Annotated in this window: 14 protein-coding genes; 2 read left to right on the forward strand and 12 right to left on the reverse strand. The window is 66.5% G+C overall.

All coding sequences use genetic code 11. From position 1 onward, the window contains the following. Positions 1 to 134: 134 nt before the first annotated feature. Positions 135 to 809: a hypothetical protein gene (locus tag AC1AUD_RS01690; protein ID WP_476571454.1), complete on the forward strand. Its 675-nt coding sequence runs from the start codon at positions 135 to 137 to the stop codon at positions 807 to 809. Between the two features lie 42 nt (positions 810 to 851). Here the strand turns inward: AC1AUD_RS01690 and AC1AUD_RS01695 are convergent, their stop codons facing one another. From AC1AUD_RS01695 to tyrS, 5 genes are all read right to left on the reverse strand, one after another. Continuing rightward, the gene (locus AC1AUD_RS01695; protein WP_476571759.1) at positions 852 to 1589 is read right to left on the reverse strand and encodes a TlyA family RNA methyltransferase; all 738 of its coding nucleotides are present in this window, start codon (positions 1587 to 1589) and stop codon (positions 852 to 854) included. 56 nt (positions 1590 to 1645) lie between these two features. Further along, the gene (locus AC1AUD_RS01700; RefSeq protein WP_476571456.1) at positions 1646 to 1837 is read right to left on the reverse strand and encodes a hypothetical protein; all 192 of its coding nucleotides are present in this window, start codon (positions 1835 to 1837) and stop codon (positions 1646 to 1648) included. Next, positions 1834 to 2865 (reverse strand): HAD-IIA family hydrolase, encoded by a 1032-nt coding sequence (locus AC1AUD_RS01705; RefSeq protein ID WP_476571458.1) that lies wholly within the window; start codon positions 2863 to 2865, stop codon positions 1834 to 1836. The genes AC1AUD_RS01700 and AC1AUD_RS01705 overlap by 4 nt, the downstream gene beginning before the upstream one ends. A 14-nt stretch (positions 2866 to 2879) precedes the next feature. Then, on the reverse strand, positions 2880 to 4856 hold the full coding sequence (locus AC1AUD_RS01710) for a tetratricopeptide repeat protein (RefSeq protein ID WP_476571460.1): 1977 nt from the start codon (positions 4854 to 4856) through the stop codon (positions 2880 to 2882). A 121-nt stretch (positions 4857 to 4977) separates the two neighbouring features. Then, positions 4978 to 6300 carry a tyrosine--tRNA ligase gene (gene tyrS, locus AC1AUD_RS01715; protein WP_476571462.1) on the reverse strand — a complete coding sequence of 441 codons (1323 nt, stop codon included), beginning with the start codon at positions 6298 to 6300 and terminating at the stop codon, positions 4978 to 4980. Between the two features lie 153 nt (positions 6301 to 6453). On the opposite strand from tyrS, the gene AC1AUD_RS01720 reads away from it, so the two are divergent. Beyond that, the gene (locus AC1AUD_RS01720; RefSeq protein WP_476571464.1) at positions 6454 to 8292 is read left to right on the forward strand and encodes a DUF975 family protein; all 1839 of its coding nucleotides are present in this window, start codon (positions 6454 to 6456) and stop codon (positions 8290 to 8292) included. 19 nt (positions 8293 to 8311) lie between these two features. Here the strand turns inward: AC1AUD_RS01720 and AC1AUD_RS01725 are convergent, their stop codons facing one another. The 7 genes from AC1AUD_RS01725 to AC1AUD_RS01755 form a co-directional block, all read right to left on the reverse strand. After that, on the reverse strand, positions 8312 to 9106 hold the full coding sequence (locus AC1AUD_RS01725) for a putative ABC transporter permease (protein WP_476571466.1): 795 nt from the start codon (positions 9104 to 9106) through the stop codon (positions 8312 to 8314). A gap of 7 nt (positions 9107 to 9113) precedes the next feature. Continuing rightward, positions 9114 to 9710 carry an HD domain-containing protein gene (locus AC1AUD_RS01730; protein WP_476571467.1) on the reverse strand — a complete coding sequence of 199 codons (597 nt, stop codon included), beginning with the start codon at positions 9708 to 9710 and terminating at the stop codon, positions 9114 to 9116. Between the two features lie 157 nt (positions 9711 to 9867). Continuing rightward, on the reverse strand, positions 9868 to 10635 hold the full coding sequence (locus AC1AUD_RS01735; protein ID WP_476571468.1) for a HesA/MoeB/ThiF family protein: 768 nt from the start codon (positions 10633 to 10635) through the stop codon (positions 9868 to 9870). A 13-nt stretch (positions 10636 to 10648) separates the two neighbouring features. Further along, positions 10649 to 11530: a thiazole synthase gene (locus AC1AUD_RS01740; RefSeq protein WP_476571470.1), complete on the reverse strand. Its 882-nt coding sequence runs from the start codon at positions 11528 to 11530 to the stop codon at positions 10649 to 10651. Positions 11531 to 11585: 55 nt separating this feature from the next. Beyond that, positions 11586 to 11780, reverse strand: coding sequence for a sulfur carrier protein ThiS (gene thiS / locus AC1AUD_RS01745; protein ID WP_476571471.1), 195 nt, complete (start codon positions 11778 to 11780; stop codon positions 11586 to 11588). Positions 11781 to 12234: 454 nt separating this feature from the next. Next, entirely contained in the window at positions 12235 to 13722 is a 1488-nt protein-coding gene (gene argH / locus AC1AUD_RS01750; protein WP_476571473.1) for an argininosuccinate lyase, read from the reverse strand. A 159-nt stretch (positions 13723 to 13881) separates the two neighbouring features. Then, entirely contained in the window at positions 13882 to 15120 is a 1239-nt protein-coding gene (locus AC1AUD_RS01755; RefSeq protein ID WP_476571475.1) for an argininosuccinate synthase, read from the reverse strand. Between the last annotated feature and the right edge of the window lie 55 nt (positions 15121 to 15175).

Consider the following 15175-nt stretch of genomic DNA (forward strand, 5'->3'; position numbering starts at 1 on the left):
GAATCACATCGAAATCGACCCGAACCATATCCTCCGGGGCCGTTCCGACGGCATTTCGCGCGGACGTCGCGCCCGATAATACCTCTGTGCCCCACGGCCGGCCCTGTTCCGCCGTGGGATGGGAGGACGGGGATATGGATCTGAACGTGGGCGACGGCCGCGTGCCCGAAGGCGTCTATGGGCGGCTGACGGTGACGGGAAACGCGGGATTGGATGACGGCGTCGTCTTCGACGCGCTTGATGTCGCCGAAGGCACGCTCGACGCGCCGCGCATCGAGGGAGGCCGGCTCACGTTGGACGGCGGCACGGTGCGATGCCATGGGGATATGGTCGTCGGCCGGGTCCGGGGCCATGGCAGGATGGTGGTGGACGGCGGCATCGACTGCGACGGAATGGATCTCGTGGGCTCCGTCGAATGCCTGGGCGTCATACGCTGCGCCGGCGCGATGCGGGTCAACGGACGGCTCACGGACGCCTCCTCGATCACGGCACAGAGCACGGAGGTCAACGGCGTGCTGCGCGGACGGACGCTTGATTCGCGGGTCTTCGAGCTGCGCCCCCTGCCCAGCCGTCTGCTGTTCCGTCTGGGCGCCGGAGACTATGCGGCGACGAGCATGCTGACACGTCTGGCCGCCCGACGGATCGACGCCGAGGGACTGGTCTGCGGGCATCTGGCCGCGCGCATCATATCATTGCGCGAGGGTTGCCGCGTCGAACGCATCGACTGCTCCGAGAGCCTGGGGATGGACTGGTCCTCGTCGGCGACGGTCATATGCGGCGCAGGCCGACGCGTGCGGCTGCGCGCATAGCGGAGACGCTCCGGATGCGGCCGGGCGACGAGGGGAACGACGTCACTCCCCCGCCTTGGCGTAGAGCAGGTATTCCCGGTTGCCATGCGTGCCCTCGATCGGGGAGGGAGCGCTCGCCACGACCGTCAGACCCTGTGCGCGGGCGCATTCGGCCACGTCCTCCAATGCCTTGCGTCGCAGCGCCTCATCGGTGACGACGCCATGTTTGCCGAGGTTGCCCCGGCCGACCTCGAACTGGGGTTTGACCAGCAGCACGATGTGGGCGCCGGGCGCCGCGATGCGCGCGACGACCGGGATGACGAACCTCAATGAGATGAAGGACACGTCGGAGACGACCATGGCCGGGGCATAGGGCAGGTCCGCGGGTTCCAGGTCGCGGATGTTGACGCCGCTCATATCGGTGACGCGCGGGTCGGAGCCGACCCTCGGGTCGAGTTGGCCGTGGCCGACGTCGAGCGCGACGACATGCCGGGCCCCGCGGCGCAGCAGCACCTGGGTGAAGCCTCCGGTCGAAGCGCCGATGTCAAGGCAGTCCATGCCTTCGGGCTCGGCCAATCCGTCGCCTTGGAAGCGCTCGAAGGCGCCGACGAGCTTGAGGGCACCGCGCGAGACATAGTCGTCGCCTTTGTCGACGTCGAGGAGATCGTTCGCCGTCACGGCCGTCGAGGGCTTCGTGACGGTTCTGCCGTCGAGCGTGACATGGCCGGCGCGGATGAGGCGCTGCGCCTTCGAACGGGTGTCGACCATTCCGCGGAGTACCAACGCCGCATCGAGGCGCATGGCGCCGACACTGGCACTGGCACCGGCACCGGCACCGGCCGAGGTGTGCGCGCCGCTCATGCGCGCCGCCCGTCCAGTTCGCCTTTGAGCGCGTCAAGCGCGCCCTGGAGGGCCGCGATGCGCGCCTCGTCATCGAGTTCGTCGAGACGGGCGAGCCGGGGGAATCGCTCGGTCAACGGCGCGCGCTCCCCGCCGTCCCTCCTGCCGGTCGCGCCGCTTTGCTCCGCGGCGCCATCATAGGGCATCACAGCGTCCAATCCGGCATCGTCAGGGCCGCCAGGTCCGTGCCGTCGTCGCCGGCCTGCCATGCGGCGCAGAGGGCGGCGCGCAACGCGTTGATGTCGCCCGGGTCGGAGACGGACAGCGCGCCGTCGGCAACGCGGGCCGTGGCTCCGGCGCAGGCGAAGCCGTCGGCCACGCGCGTGACCTCGGGCTGGGCCTCGAGCAGGCCCCGCAGATCCTTCACCACGTAGGTGGGGCGCAGATGGGCGGGGGCAAGCGTCAGTTCGAGCGGATTGGTGACGCCGGTCAGCACGGCGAGCGAATCGTATCCGCCGCGGTTGCCCGCCTCGATGTCGGTGTCGAGGCGGTCGCCGATGGCCAGGCAGGCTTCCTTGGCGACGGGTTCGGCGCCGTCGCGCGCGGCGAGCATGCGGGCCTCGTCATACATAGCCGATTCGGGTTTGCCGGCCGAGGAGACCGGCTGGACGCCGGTGGCGGTGATCACGGCTTCGATCAGCGATCCGCAGCCGGGGGCGATGCCCATCTCGCGCGGAATCGTCAGGTCCCGGTTCGTCACCAGATAGGTGGCCCCGTGCTCCACGGCGAAGGCGCATTCGGCGAGCATCCGCCAAGTGATGTCGGGGAACCATCCCTGGATGACCGCGGCCGGGTTCTCCGCGGCCGAATCGACGACCTCGAGTCCCTGGCCCGCGACCTCCTGGCGCAGGTGGTCGGCGCCGGCGACCAGCACCTTGGAACCGGCCGGCACGGCGCGCGCGACCATGCGCGCGGCCACGACCGAGGAGGTGATGATCTGCCACGGCTCGACGTCAAGGCCGAAGCCGCGCAGCTGATCGGCCACGACGGATTGGAAGCGCGAGGAGTTGTTGGTCGTGTATTCGATGACCATGCCGGCCTTCTCGGCGGCGCGGATCGAGTCGGCGGCATGTTCGACGGGGTTCTTGCCCCGGTAGACGACGCCATCGAGGTCGAGCAGCGCCAGGGCATATGCCTGGCAGACCGGCAGTCCGGTGGATTTGAGCAGACGAGTCATATTCCGACCCCGGTTCACTGAGCGTCGGCCGGATCGGCCGCGTCGTCGATGGCGGGATCGGCCGGATCGGTTTCGGAGGAAAGACCGTCCTCGGCCTCGAGGGCCGGCGCCTCGGTCTCATCGTCCGCATCCGTCTGCTTTTCAGTGTCCTCGCCGGCCGCATCGGCCGCCACGGCGTCCGCGTCCACCGCATCGGCACGCGTCTCCTCGGCCGATTCGACGGGCCCCTCGGACTCCTCGTCCCCGGACTCGTATTCCGCGTCGTCAAGGTCCTCGTCCTCGTCGTCCGGCGCGTATTGCGCGTCGTCCTCGGTGATGCCGAGCTCGGCGAGCTCGTCCTCGTCGCCATAGAGATGCTCGAGGTCGTGGTCGATGACCACCTCGTCGCTTTCCTCGTCCTCGTCCATGTCGGCGTATTGCAGCTCCAGCTTGTCGAGCAGCTGGTCGAGCGCGATGGCCTCGTCGGAGCGGCCGGCCTCCTCGAGGAAGAGCTGCTCGGCCTGCACGGCACGCATGCGGTAGCCGCCGGAGATGCCCTTGGAACGTCCCAGCGTATGCGCGATCTCAATGGCCTTGTCCCAGTGCTCGAGGTCGCCCAGGGCACCCGCGTAGACAAGGAACATCTCGGCCTTCGCGTCGCCGCGCAGCATGCGCGCCTGGTCGGAGACGGCCAGTTCGACGGCCTTCTTCGGGTCGCCCACGCCGCGCTCGCAATCGGCGATGAAGGGCAGGTAATCCGGATATCCGTTCATGCGGAAGGCCGTGCGGAACTCGCGCAGCGCCGTCTTGTAGTCCCCCATGCGGTAGGCGACGAAGGCCAGGGTCTCGCGCGCGAAATCGATGCGCGAGGCCTGACGGGCCACCCACTTGGCATGCGCGAGCGCGGCGTCCGGATCGTCGTCGATCAACGCGAAAGCCGCCAGGATGTGCAGGCCGATGTTCTCGGCATGCTCCTTGCTCAGGCCCTTCAACCGCTCGCGCTCGTCCTTGGAGAGCATCGACCACTCCATGCCCTTGGGCATCTTCGGTTCGCCGGGACGACGGTCCGTGTAGGGGTTCTGGGAGGGGAAGCTCATCGTGCCGTCGGAATTGCGGCGCGGACGCGACATATAGTCCTGGCGCTTGCCCTCGCGGTATTCGCGCTTCTCCTCGGCGCTGAACTCGCGGCGCTCGCCGCGTTCGCTGCGCTCGTCACGCTCGTTATGGCGGTTGTCGCGACGCTCGTCACGCTTGAAGTCACGACGATCATCGCGCTTGAAATCGCGGCGATCGCCACGGTCATCGCGATGATAGTCACGACGTTCTCCGCGTTCCTCATGGCGGTCATCGCGATGGAAATCGCGGCGATCATCGCGCTGGTAGCGCGGATTGCCGCCGTGTTCGCCGTCACGGCGCGGCCCCTTGTGGAAGCCGCCCTGACCGCCCTTGCGGTAGCCGCGGCGATCGTTGTCACGGAATCCGCGACGATCCTCGCCACGATGGAACTCGCGGCGCTCCTCGCCGCCCTCACCGGTGTTGCGCTCGCGGCGGAAGTCCCGGTCGCCGTCGCGGCGGTCACGATGGAAGTCACGCTCGCCATCACGACGGAAGCCACCCTTATGGAAGCCGCCGGACTTGCGATAGCCGCCCTCGCGACGCTCGCCATCGCCATGTCCGCGGTAGCCTCCGCGGCGTTCGCCATCGTGGCGGTAGTCCTTGCGGTAGCCGCCCTCGCGGCGCTCGCCGCCCTCGCCGTCGCGGCGGAAGTCCTTGCGATAATGGCGCTCGCCGTCGCCATCGCGACGGAAGCCGCCCTGGCCTCCTTCGCGGCGCTCGCCGTCGAATTTGCGGTAGCCGCCGCGCTCTCCGTCACGGCGCGGCTTGAAGCCCTTCCCCCCGCGGTTGCCGGGACGCCCGGAGCCGTATCGACGCCCGCCGTTGCCCTGGCCGTTGCCGTGGCCGCGGTAGCCTCCGCGATGCTCGCCGTTGCCGCCATTGTGATCCTGTGCCATGTCTTGTCCTTCGTCCTATGGATAGATGTGTTGCCGATGGGCCGTCCGGCCAAGGCGCGGAACCAAAGCCCCCTGCGCGGGGCCAGGACGGCGAAACGATATATGGATGCGAATGATGCGCTCAGCGGCTTTCGACCGCGCCCAGCGCCTTCTTGCCGCGCCGGATCAACGCGAAGCGCCCCTGGAGGAAGTCGGCCTCGCCTAGCGTGGCATCGTCGGATTCGACGCGCTCGTTGTTGAGATAGACGCCGCCGGACTTGATGGCGCGGCGCGCCTCGGAACCCGTCTTGAACAGACCGGCCGCCTGCGCCGCGTCGATCACGCGGTCGCCGGCCTGGGCCTTCGGGAAGACGTGTTCGCCGGCCTCGTCGACGACCTTGAAGCCGTCGAGCACCGAGGCGAGCGTGTCCGCGTCGATGGCCTTCAGATCGCCGCCGCGGCCGAACAGCGCGGCGGAGGCATCGATCGCGGCCTGCGTGGCGGCCTCGCCGTGCACGAAGCTCGTGACCTCCCACGCGAGCGCCTTCTGCGCCTCGCGAGCGCCCGGGTTCTCCTGCGATTCGGCGACCAAGCGCTCGATCTCGGCCTTGGGCAGGAAGGTAAAGGCCTTCAGCAGGCTCTCCATCTCCACGTCGGGACGGTTGAACCAGAACTGGTAGAACTTGTAGGGGCTGAGCATCGTGCCGTCGATCCACACGGCGTTGCCCTCGGATTTGCCGAACTTCTTGCCATTCGCATCGGTGATGATCGGCGAGGTGAACACGTTGACGTCCGCGCCGCGCACCTTGTGGATCAGGTCGAGTCCGGAGGTGAGGTTGCCCCACTGGTCGGATCCGCCCAGCTCGAGCGTGCAGCCGAATTCGTCGAAGAGGTGCAGGAAATCGTTGCCCTGCAGCACCTGGTAGCTGAACTCGGTGAAGGAGATGCCCTCCTCGGAGTTGAGGCGGCGGGCCACGGTGTCCTTGGCGAGCATCGTGCCGAGGCGGAAGTTCTTGCCCACGTCGCGCAGGAAGTCGATGACGGTCATCTGCGCGGTCCAGTCGTAGTTCGACACGAAGCGCACCGGATTGTCGCCCTCGGTCTCGAGGATGCCGCCGATCTGGCGCTTCAGGCGCTCGGCCCAGCCGGCCACGACGTCCTTGGGGTTGAGGGTGCGCTCGCCGGACTGGCGCGGGTCGCCGATGAGCCCCGTGGCGCCGCCGACCAAGGCGATCGGATGATGCCCGGCCAGCTGCAGATGGCGCATGTTGATGAGCTGCACGAGGTTGCCGATATGCAGGGAGGCGGCGGTCGGATCGAAGCCACAATAATAGGTGATGGGCTCCCCGTTCAGTGCCTCGGCGAGTCGATCCCGGTCGGTGGACTGGGAAATCAACCCGCGCCATTCCAATTCGTCGAGCAGGGTGTCGAACCCGGCTTCCTTGAAGTTGGTGACGTGAGACATTCCTGTGATTCTCCCTATCGAATTGTCGATGATTTCGCGCTTTTGCGCGCCCTCAAGTCTCTCAGGACACACCGACAGCACGGGGTGGGCGGCGCGGGGCGTCCGGTATGGTGGTGGTGACGGCGAAGGCGACCGGAGAGGTTTGAGGAATATATGGACCGCAGGGAGTTGAAGGCGCGGGCCCGGGACACGATGCGCCGGCATTATTGGATGTTCGTCGTGGTGTGTCTGTTCGCGGCCTTCCTCGGCGTGGAATACGGCACGACGATGTGGGCGGTCAGCGCGCAAAGCAGCGAATCCAGCGTCTCCTCCGCCGATGGGCTTTCGGCCGAGTCCCAGCTGCAGCTGCTGGTGCAGGATATCGTCGGCGGCGACGAACAGGCGGCGCGCGATCAGGTCGCCGCCAACGAGCGCGAGATCGCCCGGGCCGACACGAATCCGATGTTCGGCCGTTCCCGCGGCGTGTTCGCGCAGGCGCTCAACTCATTCTCCTCGGGCTCCGTGGTGCTGTCGGTGCTGGATTCGGCGCGCACGGTGCTGCGTTCGCATAGCGTGGCGGTCGGCCTGTTGGTGGCCGTCAGTCTGGCCGTCTATTGCTTCGTCTGGCTGTTCGTGCGAGAGACCTATCGCATCGTCGCCCGCCGCATGGCCTTGGAGGCGCGGACCTACGAGAAGGTGCCGCCGACGCGCTTCCTCTACCCGCTGCACACCCGCCATTGGAGGCATATGGCGTGGGTGATGCTCGTCAAAAGCGTGTGGTTCTACCTGTGGTCGCTGACCATCGTGGGCGGCGTCATCAAATATTTCTCGTATTTTCTCGTGCCCTATATCGTCGCCGAGAATCCGTCGGTGGGCGCCGCCGAAGCGGTGACACTGTCACGGCGCATGATGCGCGGGCACAAATGGGAGTGCTTCGTGGCGCATCTGAGCTTCCTCGGCTGGTGGCTGGCCGGCTTGCTCACGCTTGGTTTGGTCAATGTGTTCTATGCGAACGGCTATCGGGCGGCGTTCTTCGCGGAATGGTATGCGCGGTTGCGAGCCGAGGCGCGTGCGCGGCGCATGCCGGGATCGGAGCGCCTGTGCGACGAGGCGCTGTTCGCCAAGCCCGATCCGGAGTTGGTGGCGGCCGCCTATCCTGATGTGGTCCGGGACACCGCCGGCGCGGGCGTCGAGGGCATGCATCTGGTGCGCCCGGCCGGGTTCACGGGCTGGCTCGCGCGCTGGTTCGGCATCCTGCTGCGCCCCGACGGCGAGGTGGCCGCATGGGAGCGGCATGAGGCGCGGCTTGACGCGCTGTCCTCCGGCCTCGACGTGCTGCGGGGCCGCACATATCCGGGCCGTCTCGCGCCGGTCGAGATGCCGTTCCGCCTTGAGCGTGCCACAGGTCCCGGGCCGCAGCGCAGCTACACAATCGTGCATCTGGCGGCGATGTTCTTCATCTTCTGCTTCGTCGGCTGGGTGTGGGAGGTGACGCTCGCCTTCATCACCGAGGGCGGCTTCGTCAACCGAGGCACCCTGCACGGCCCTTGGCTGCCGATCTATGGCACCGGCGGGCTCATCATCCTCATCGTGCTGAGGCGTCTGCGCGAGCGGCCGTCGCTGCTGTTCGTCGGCACCGTGGTGCTCTGCGGCGCGCTCGAATACTTCTCCTCGTGGTGGCTGGAGCGCACGCATGGCCAGCGTTGGTGGGATTATTCCGGATATTTCCTCAATCTCAACGGCCGTATCTGCGCGGAGGGCCTGCTGGTCTTCGGGCTCGGCGGTCTGGCGATCACCTATATGCTGGCACCGGTGCTTGACGATCTGCTGTCACGCGTCAATACGCGCGCGCTGACGGCCATCGTCGTCGTGCTGGCGGTGCTCTATTGCGGCGACTACGCCTATTCCGCCTTCCATCCCAACGCGGGCTCCGGCATCACCGATTATCGAGGAGCGCAGGGCGTGGAGCCGGCGAAACCAACGGGACTGACGGAGCTGGCGCAACCGCGGTGACGGAACGCATGGACCTCGTCTAACGCCGCCTGTGGCGCAGCAATTCGCGCAACGTCTCGACCACCTTGCCGTTCTCCAGCGTGGTGAAATGCGGGAAGGCCTCGATCATACGCCGCTGCTGGCGGTTCAATATGCCGGCCGCGGCATGCCGCAGATGTTCGGCGAGATCATGGATGTTGTCGTGTGGCGTGCCGGACCAGCCATGCAGTCTGTCTGCGAAGGCCCCGCGCCCCCATTGCACGGTGCCGCCGGCCTTGGACGCCTGCTCCTGCACGAATTCACCGAGCGCGGCCAGTCGCCGTTCGAAGCCATCAAGACCGGCGACGGTGACCGCGCAGTCGCAGGCGATGAGCACGAAGGCGATGAAGCACAGCCCGTGCAGCGCCGGCAGCGGCAGCGTATGCGTGAGCTCGGCGAGCCACGGATGCACGATCTCGACGATGAGCACGCCCGCGACGCCGAACACCACCGCTCCGAGCAGGCAGATGCGTCCGTTGAGGTTGAACCGGAAATTCGAGTAATCCCACCACCGGGCGTGGAACAGGCGTTCCATCGCCCATGAGGTCGCGTATTCGAGCGCGCTTGCGCCAAGGGCGCTGATGGCGAATATCAGCAGCGGATGCGCTTTCAGCGGCGTGAGCAGCACGGAGGCGAGCACCGCGCCGACGCCGTATATCGGGCATAGCGGCCCGTTGAGGAACCCGCGGTTCACCCAGCGGCGCTCCTGCGCGGAGACGAGGATCGACTCATACACCCATCCGGCGAAGGCATAGCACAGGAACCAAAGGAACAGATATTCCAGCGTCAGAAGCATCGACGCATCACCGTCCCGCCGGACCCATGCGCCGGGCGGTTCGATTCGGCTGCGAGTCATCTGCGGATGCGCCTGCGGTGCCGATGCCGGAGGCAGGCCGATCCGGACGGCCGAAGCGTTCGAGACTGCACGTTTCGCGTGTGGCGCTGATCTTGTCCGCCATCGTCACCAACCAGCCTTCGATGTGGCGGGGCGGAACAGGCGTCATCGGAAACATATGGTTGGCGATGGCATTGCGCTCCACGGGATTGAGATCGAAGTCGCGCATCGCGTTGCGCAGGGCTGCCCCTCCGTGGGTGAAGCCATGCCAGCGGTGCGCGCCGCCGTCCCAATCGTGCCAGTCATAGAGAAAATAGTCGTGCAGCAGCGCGGCGCGGATCAGCGAGCGCAGGTCAACCCGTCGCCACAGGCGCAGCCGGTCGGCCATCCACACGGCCAGACAGGCCACGCGGATCGAATGGGCGAAGGTGGTGACCGCGCCATGCTGGTAGCAGGCGCGTTCGACGGCCATATGCTCGTGTTCGAGGACCTCGCGCCCATGGTGGGCGACCAGCCGTCTGATCTGCGTTCTGCTCAGCACGTGTTTGCTCCCCGATCCACTCATCCGTATCCGCGCGTCGGCCGGTGGCCGTCGGCACATGCGGCATAAGGCCACCATCTACGCCGATTCTACGGCGAGCCGGTTCCCTCCCACACTCGTCCTGTGGAACGATTCGTCATGCATTCCACGGTCGCCAGCCAGCCATCAGGCGACCGAAGCCTCAATCCGCAACGGTTTGCCGCCCGCCGCACACCGGGCAATCGGCGCTGGGGCCAGGCAGGGGGACGGTGCGCACGACCATGGTCAGGGCGTCGACGGTGAGCAGGCGCCCGACCAATGGTTCCCCCACGCCGGCAAGCAGTTTGATGGCTTCGACGGCCTGGAGACTGCCGATGACGCCGACGACCGCGCCCAGCACGCCCACCTGTTTGCAGGTGGGCACCGATCCGGCGGGCGGCTCGTCGCGGAACAGGCAGCGGTAGCAGGCTCCCCGCCCGGGCAGGATCGTCATCACCTGGCCGGTGAAGGCGACCACGCCGGCATGGACCAACGGCTTGCCCGCGCGCACGCAGGCGTCGTTGACCAAATATTTCGTCGCGACATTGTCGCTGGCGTCGATCACCACATCGTATCGGGCGATCAGCGCGTCGATGACGGAGGCGTCCACGCGCATCCGATGCGGCTCCACCGTGACGGAGGGGTTGAGCGCCCGCATCGATTCGGCGGCCGAATCGACCTTGGCGATGCCGACGCGCGCGGTCGTATGGATGACCTGACGCTGCAGATTCGTCTCCTCCACCACATCGTCGTCGGCGACTCCGATGCGTCCGACGCCGGCCGCCGCAAGATAAAGGCATACGGGCGAGCCGAGCCCACCAGCACCGATGATCAGTGCGGACGAGTTAATCAGCCGTTCCTGGCCGCTCTCCCCCACGCCCTCGAGGTTCAGATGCCGCGCATAGCGTTCGCGCTGCTGTTCGGAAAGCATTCGGCGACTCCTTTCAGTGCAGGTATCCGCTGGTGGGGCTGGAGGGCACGGCATGCCCTTCGGTCACCTTGCCGAGTCCGGACAGATAGGCGGCGCGACCCGCGTCGATCGCATGCTTGAAGGCCTCGGCCATGAGCGGGATGTTGCCGGCGGAGGCGACGGCCGTGTAGGCCATGACCGCGTCGGCGCCCATCTCCATCGCGTCGGCCGCCTGGCTGGGACGCCCGATGCCGGCGTCGATGATGACCGGCACGTTGGCGTTGTCGATGATGACGCGGATGAAGTCGCGCATGCGCAGGCCCATGTTGGAGCCGATCAGCGAACCAAGCGGCATGACGGCGGCCGCGCCGGCCTCCTCGAGCTGGCGCGCGGCGATGGGGTCGGGGAACATATAGGGCATGACAACGAAGCCTTCCTTGGCCAGCATCTCGGTGGCGCGGATGGTTTCGGCGTTGTCGGGCAGGAGGTACTTGGTCTCGTGCTCGATCTCGACCTTGACGAAGTCGGTGTGGCACACCTCGCGGGCCAAACGCGCGATGCGCACGGCCTCCTCGGCGTTGCGCGCGCCGGAGGTGTTCGGCAGCAGCGTGATGCCCTCGGGGATGTAGTCGAGCACCGAGTTCTCGGTGGTCTGCGCGCGGCGCAGCGCCATCGTGACGATCTGCGTGCCGGCATGCTCGACCGTGGCCTTGATGAGGTTCAGGTCATATCGGCCCGAGCCGAGGATGAAGCGCGAGGTGAACTCGTGCCCGCCGAGGTTCAGCGGCTTGTCAATCGTCGGCAGGATCGCGCCCGGAAGCTCCGGGGCGGGGCCGCCGACCGGATTGACGACGACGGGTTGGGGCGGCAGCGGCGTCGCGTCGACGCCGGCTTCGGTCACTGGATTGATATTCATATTCCGGTCCTTCATATCGTTGCTCTATCGCTGGGATGTCGTGTGGGCGCGCGGCTCAGCCGCCCTGGACGAACTGGACGATCTCCAGCACGCACTGGTCGTCGAGCATCGCCTCGCTGCGGCGTTCGCGTGGAATAATCTCTCCGTTGAGCTCGATGGCGACGCGCTCGTCGCGGTATCCATTCGCCGCGAGGTATTGCGCGACGCTGACCGGCTCGTCAAGCGCGACCTGCTGTCCGTTGACCTGCATATCCCCTCCATATCCATCAAAAAAGGGTGCACGGAAGAAGCCGTACCCTAAGTGGTGCGCCCATCCATGAACCCCGTCATGCGACCATGCGACGGCTGCCGCACGGCTGAATTATGCGCGTGGAATGCCGAAGGCGGAGGAGTTGGGAAACCCAGTGGGAAGAACCCATGAACAGCGATTCTTACGGCGGCATGACCCGCGTCAAGTTCCCCGGTCGAAGCGTGCGCTTCCTCTCAGCCTTGCGGCTCCCGTTCGCGTTATGCCACACCCTAGTCCGTATCCCGGACGATGTCGGAAGATTCGCTTAACGCCGAGTGCAGGCATCGTCACTTGCAATCAGCGGCCCCTTTCCGTCAAAAGCGAGGGTTATAGGCCAAAAGCGATTTCTTCCGTTAAAGACAAAGCCGCGCGACATCGGTATGCCACGCGGCTTATCGCCTATATGCTCAGACGCTTATGCGTTCAGGCTGCCCGCAGCCTTGAAGGACGGTCCGTCGGACACGGACTCGGCGAAGGAACGCACAGCGCCAAGCGCGGTCTCGGCGTCGGCAAGCTGCTCGGCGACGCGCTCGGGTGCGGTGCCGCCCTTGCCTCGACGTGCGGCGACGGACCCCTTGGTGGACAGCACCTCACGCACGGCCGGCGCCTTGTCGGCGGACAGGAAGCCGTCGAAGGTGGCCGCGAAGTCCTCGTCGGCCAGATCCCAGAGCTCCGCTCCGCGGCCTTCGGCGAGCTTGACGCATGCGCCGGAGAGTTCGTGGGCGTGGCGGAACGGCACGCCTTGGCGCACCAGCCATTCGGCGATGTCGGTGGCCAGCGCGAAGCCGGTGGGAGCCTCGGCTTCCAGACGGTCGTGGTCGAAGCGCATCGTGGCGACCATGCCGGTGAAGGCGGGCAGCACCACCTCAAGCGTGTCGACCTGGTCGAAGACGGCCTCCTTGTCCTCCTGCAAGTCGCGGGCGTATGCCGTCGGCAGGCCCTTCAACGTGGCCATCAGCCCGGTCAGGTCGCCGATGAGGCGGCCCGCCTTGCCGCGCGTCAGCTCGGCGATGTCGGGGTTCTTCTTCTGCGGCATGATCGACGAGCCGGTGGAATAGGCGTCGTCCATCGTCACGAAGGCGAATTCCTGCGTGTTCCAGATGATGATCTCCTCCGAGAGGCGGGAGAGATCCACGCCGATCATCGCGGCGACGAAGGCGAATTCCGCCACGACATCGCGCGAGGCGGTACCGTCGATGGAGTTGTCGGTGACACGGGAGAAACCGAGTTCGCGGGCCACGGCCTCGGGATCGAGACCGAGCGTGTTGCCTGCGAGGGCACCGGAGCCATAGGGCGAGGCGTCGGCGCGGGCGTCCCAGTCGGCGAGGCGCTGCGTGTCGCGGATCAACGGCCAAGCGTGGGCCATGAGCTGGTGGGCCAGCAGCACCGGCTGGGCGTGCTGCATATGGGTGCGGCCGGGCATCACGGTGTCGCCGGCGGCCTTGGCCTGTGCGATCAGCGCTTCGAGCAGCTTGGCGAGCTCGCTGGCGATGACGCGGGCGTGGCGGCGCAGCCACATGCGGATCAGGCAGGCGATCTGGTCGTTGCGCGAACGGCCGGCGCGCAGTTTGCCGCCGAGTTCGTCGCCGGCGATGGCGAGCAGACCGCGTTCCAAAGCGGTGGCCTCGTCCTCGTCGTCCTCGACCGGCGCGAAGGAGCCGTCGTCGACGTGGCGCTGCAATTCGTCGAGCGCGGCCTCCATGCGCGTGAGCTCATCATCGGTCAACAGTCCGGCGTGACCCAGCGCACGGGCATGCGCTCGGGAGCCGGCGATATCATCGTCGGCCAGACGCCAGTCGAACTGGGTGGACTTGGAGAGCTTGGCGAGAGCTGCGGAGGGCCCGGAGCTGAACCTGCCGCCCCACAGGGCGAGATGTTCGTTGGATGCGTTAGTTTCAGTCATAAATCCCTACTGTACAAGAAAGGCTCCCGGGTGGGAGCCTTGGAAACGGATGCTTTCGCCACGTCGCGTCCCGCAGGACGCTCCCCTCGCCTATGGACAGTCCACTGGACTGTCCATTTCACGGCTCGGTAGTTCAGGTGACGCGCAGTCGATGGCGCGTCACTCGACGGTGTTGTCCGGCACCTCGATGCCGTTGCCGAACTTCATGTCGCGGGCGGCGGCCGTCTTGTTGGGCAGGCCGTAGATCGCGATGAAGCCATTGGAGGCCTTCTGGTCGAAGCTGTCACCGGTGTCATAGGTGGCGAGCTTGTAGTCGTAGAGCGAGGAGTCGGAACGACGGCCCGTCACGACAGCGCGACCACCGTGCATGACCATGCGAATCTCGCCGGAGACATACTTCTGCGTGTCGTTGATGAAGGCGTTGATGGACTGGGTGGCGGGGCTGAACCACTGCGCGTCGTAGACCAGCTCGCCCCAACGCTTGTCGAGGTCACGCTTGATGCGGTGCTGCTCGCGCTCGAGGCAGCAGTTCTCGAGCTCCTGATGCGCGGTGATCAGGGCCACGGCACCCGGGGCCTCGTAGAGTTCGCGGGACTTGATGCCCACGAGGCGGTCCTCGATCAGGTCGATGCGGCCGATGCCCTGGGCGCCGGCGCGGCGGTTCATCTCCTCGATGGCCTGCAGCGGGGTCACGTCACGGCCGTCGATCTTGACGGGCACGCCCTGCTTGAACTCGATGGTCACCTCGTCCTCGACCGGCGGGAAGGCCGGGTCATCGGTGTAGGTGTAGCAGTCCTTGGTCGGCGCGTTCCACGGATCCTCGAGGAAGCCGGTTTCGATGGCGCGGCCCCAGACGTTCTGGTCGATGGAATACGGGCTCTTCTCGGTCTGCTCGATCGGCAGGTTGTGGTCCTTGGCGTATTGAATCTCGAAATCACGCATCAGGCCCAAATCACGCACGGGGCTGATGGCCTTGAGCGTGGGATCGATGGACATGATGGAGACCTCGAAGCGCACCTGGTCGTTGCCCTTGCCGGTGCAGCCGTGAGCGATGGTGTCAGCGCCGAACTGGTGGGCCGCGCGCACGAGATGCTTGGTGATCAGCGGGCGGGAGATGGCGGAGACCAGCGGGTAGACGCCCTCGTACATCGCGTTGGCCTTGAGGGCCTGCATGCAGTACTCGTTGGCGAATTCATCGCGGGCGTCGACCACATAGGCCTCGACGGCACCGCAGGCGAGGGCGCGTTCCTTGATGGTCTCCAGCGATTCGCCGCCCTGGCCGACGTCGAGAGAGACGGCGACGACATCCTTGCCGGTCTGCTCCTTGAGATACGGGATGGAGACGGAGGTGTCGAGGCCACCGGAATAGGCCAGGACAAGACGGTTCTTATCGGTCATGGTTGACCCTTTCTGAACGATATTTCAACGTTGGAACCAGTATATACAGAGGTAT

The sequence above is a fragment of the Bifidobacterium sp. LH_730 genome (assembly GCF_056355835.1).

Bases quoted from the DNA above. Each gene is read 5' to 3' on its own strand.
- AC1AUD_RS01690 (WP_476571454.1), top strand. From the start codon at position 135: ATGGATCTGAACGTGGGCGACGGCCGCGTGCCCGAAGGCGTCTATGGG.
- AC1AUD_RS01695 (WP_476571759.1), bottom strand. From the start codon at position 1,589: ATGCGCCTCGATGCGGCGTTGGTACTCCGCGGAATGGTCGACACCCGT.
- AC1AUD_RS01705 (WP_476571458.1), bottom strand. From the start codon at position 2,865: ATGACTCGTCTGCTCAAATCCACCGGACTGCCGGTCTGCCAGGCATAT.
- AC1AUD_RS01710 (WP_476571460.1), bottom strand. From the start codon at position 4,856: ATGGCACAGGATCACAATGGCGGCAACGGCGAGCATCGCGGAGGCTAC.
- tyrS (WP_476571462.1), bottom strand. From the start codon at position 6,300: ATGTCTCACGTCACCAACTTCAAGGAAGCCGGGTTCGACACCCTGCTC.
- AC1AUD_RS01720 (WP_476571464.1), top strand. From the start codon at position 6,454: ATGGACCGCAGGGAGTTGAAGGCGCGGGCCCGGGACACGATGCGCCGG.
- AC1AUD_RS01725 (WP_476571466.1), bottom strand. From the start codon at position 9,106: ATGCTTCTGACGCTGGAATATCTGTTCCTTTGGTTCCTGTGCTATGCC.
- AC1AUD_RS01730 (WP_476571467.1), bottom strand. From the start codon at position 9,710: ATGAGTGGATCGGGGAGCAAACACGTGCTGAGCAGAACGCAGATCAGA.
- AC1AUD_RS01735 (WP_476571468.1), bottom strand. From the start codon at position 10,635: ATGCTTTCCGAACAGCAGCGCGAACGCTATGCGCGGCATCTGAACCTC.
- AC1AUD_RS01740 (WP_476571470.1), bottom strand. From the start codon at position 11,530: ATGAATATCAATCCAGTGACCGAAGCCGGCGTCGACGCGACGCCGCTG.
- thiS (WP_476571471.1), bottom strand. From the start codon at position 11,780: ATGCAGGTCAACGGACAGCAGGTCGCGCTTGACGAGCCGGTCAGCGTC.
- argH (WP_476571473.1), bottom strand. From the start codon at position 13,722: ATGACTGAAACTAACGCATCCAACGAACATCTCGCCCTGTGGGGCGGC.
- AC1AUD_RS01755 (WP_476571475.1), bottom strand. From the start codon at position 15,120: ATGACCGATAAGAACCGTCTTGTCCTGGCCTATTCCGGTGGCCTCGAC.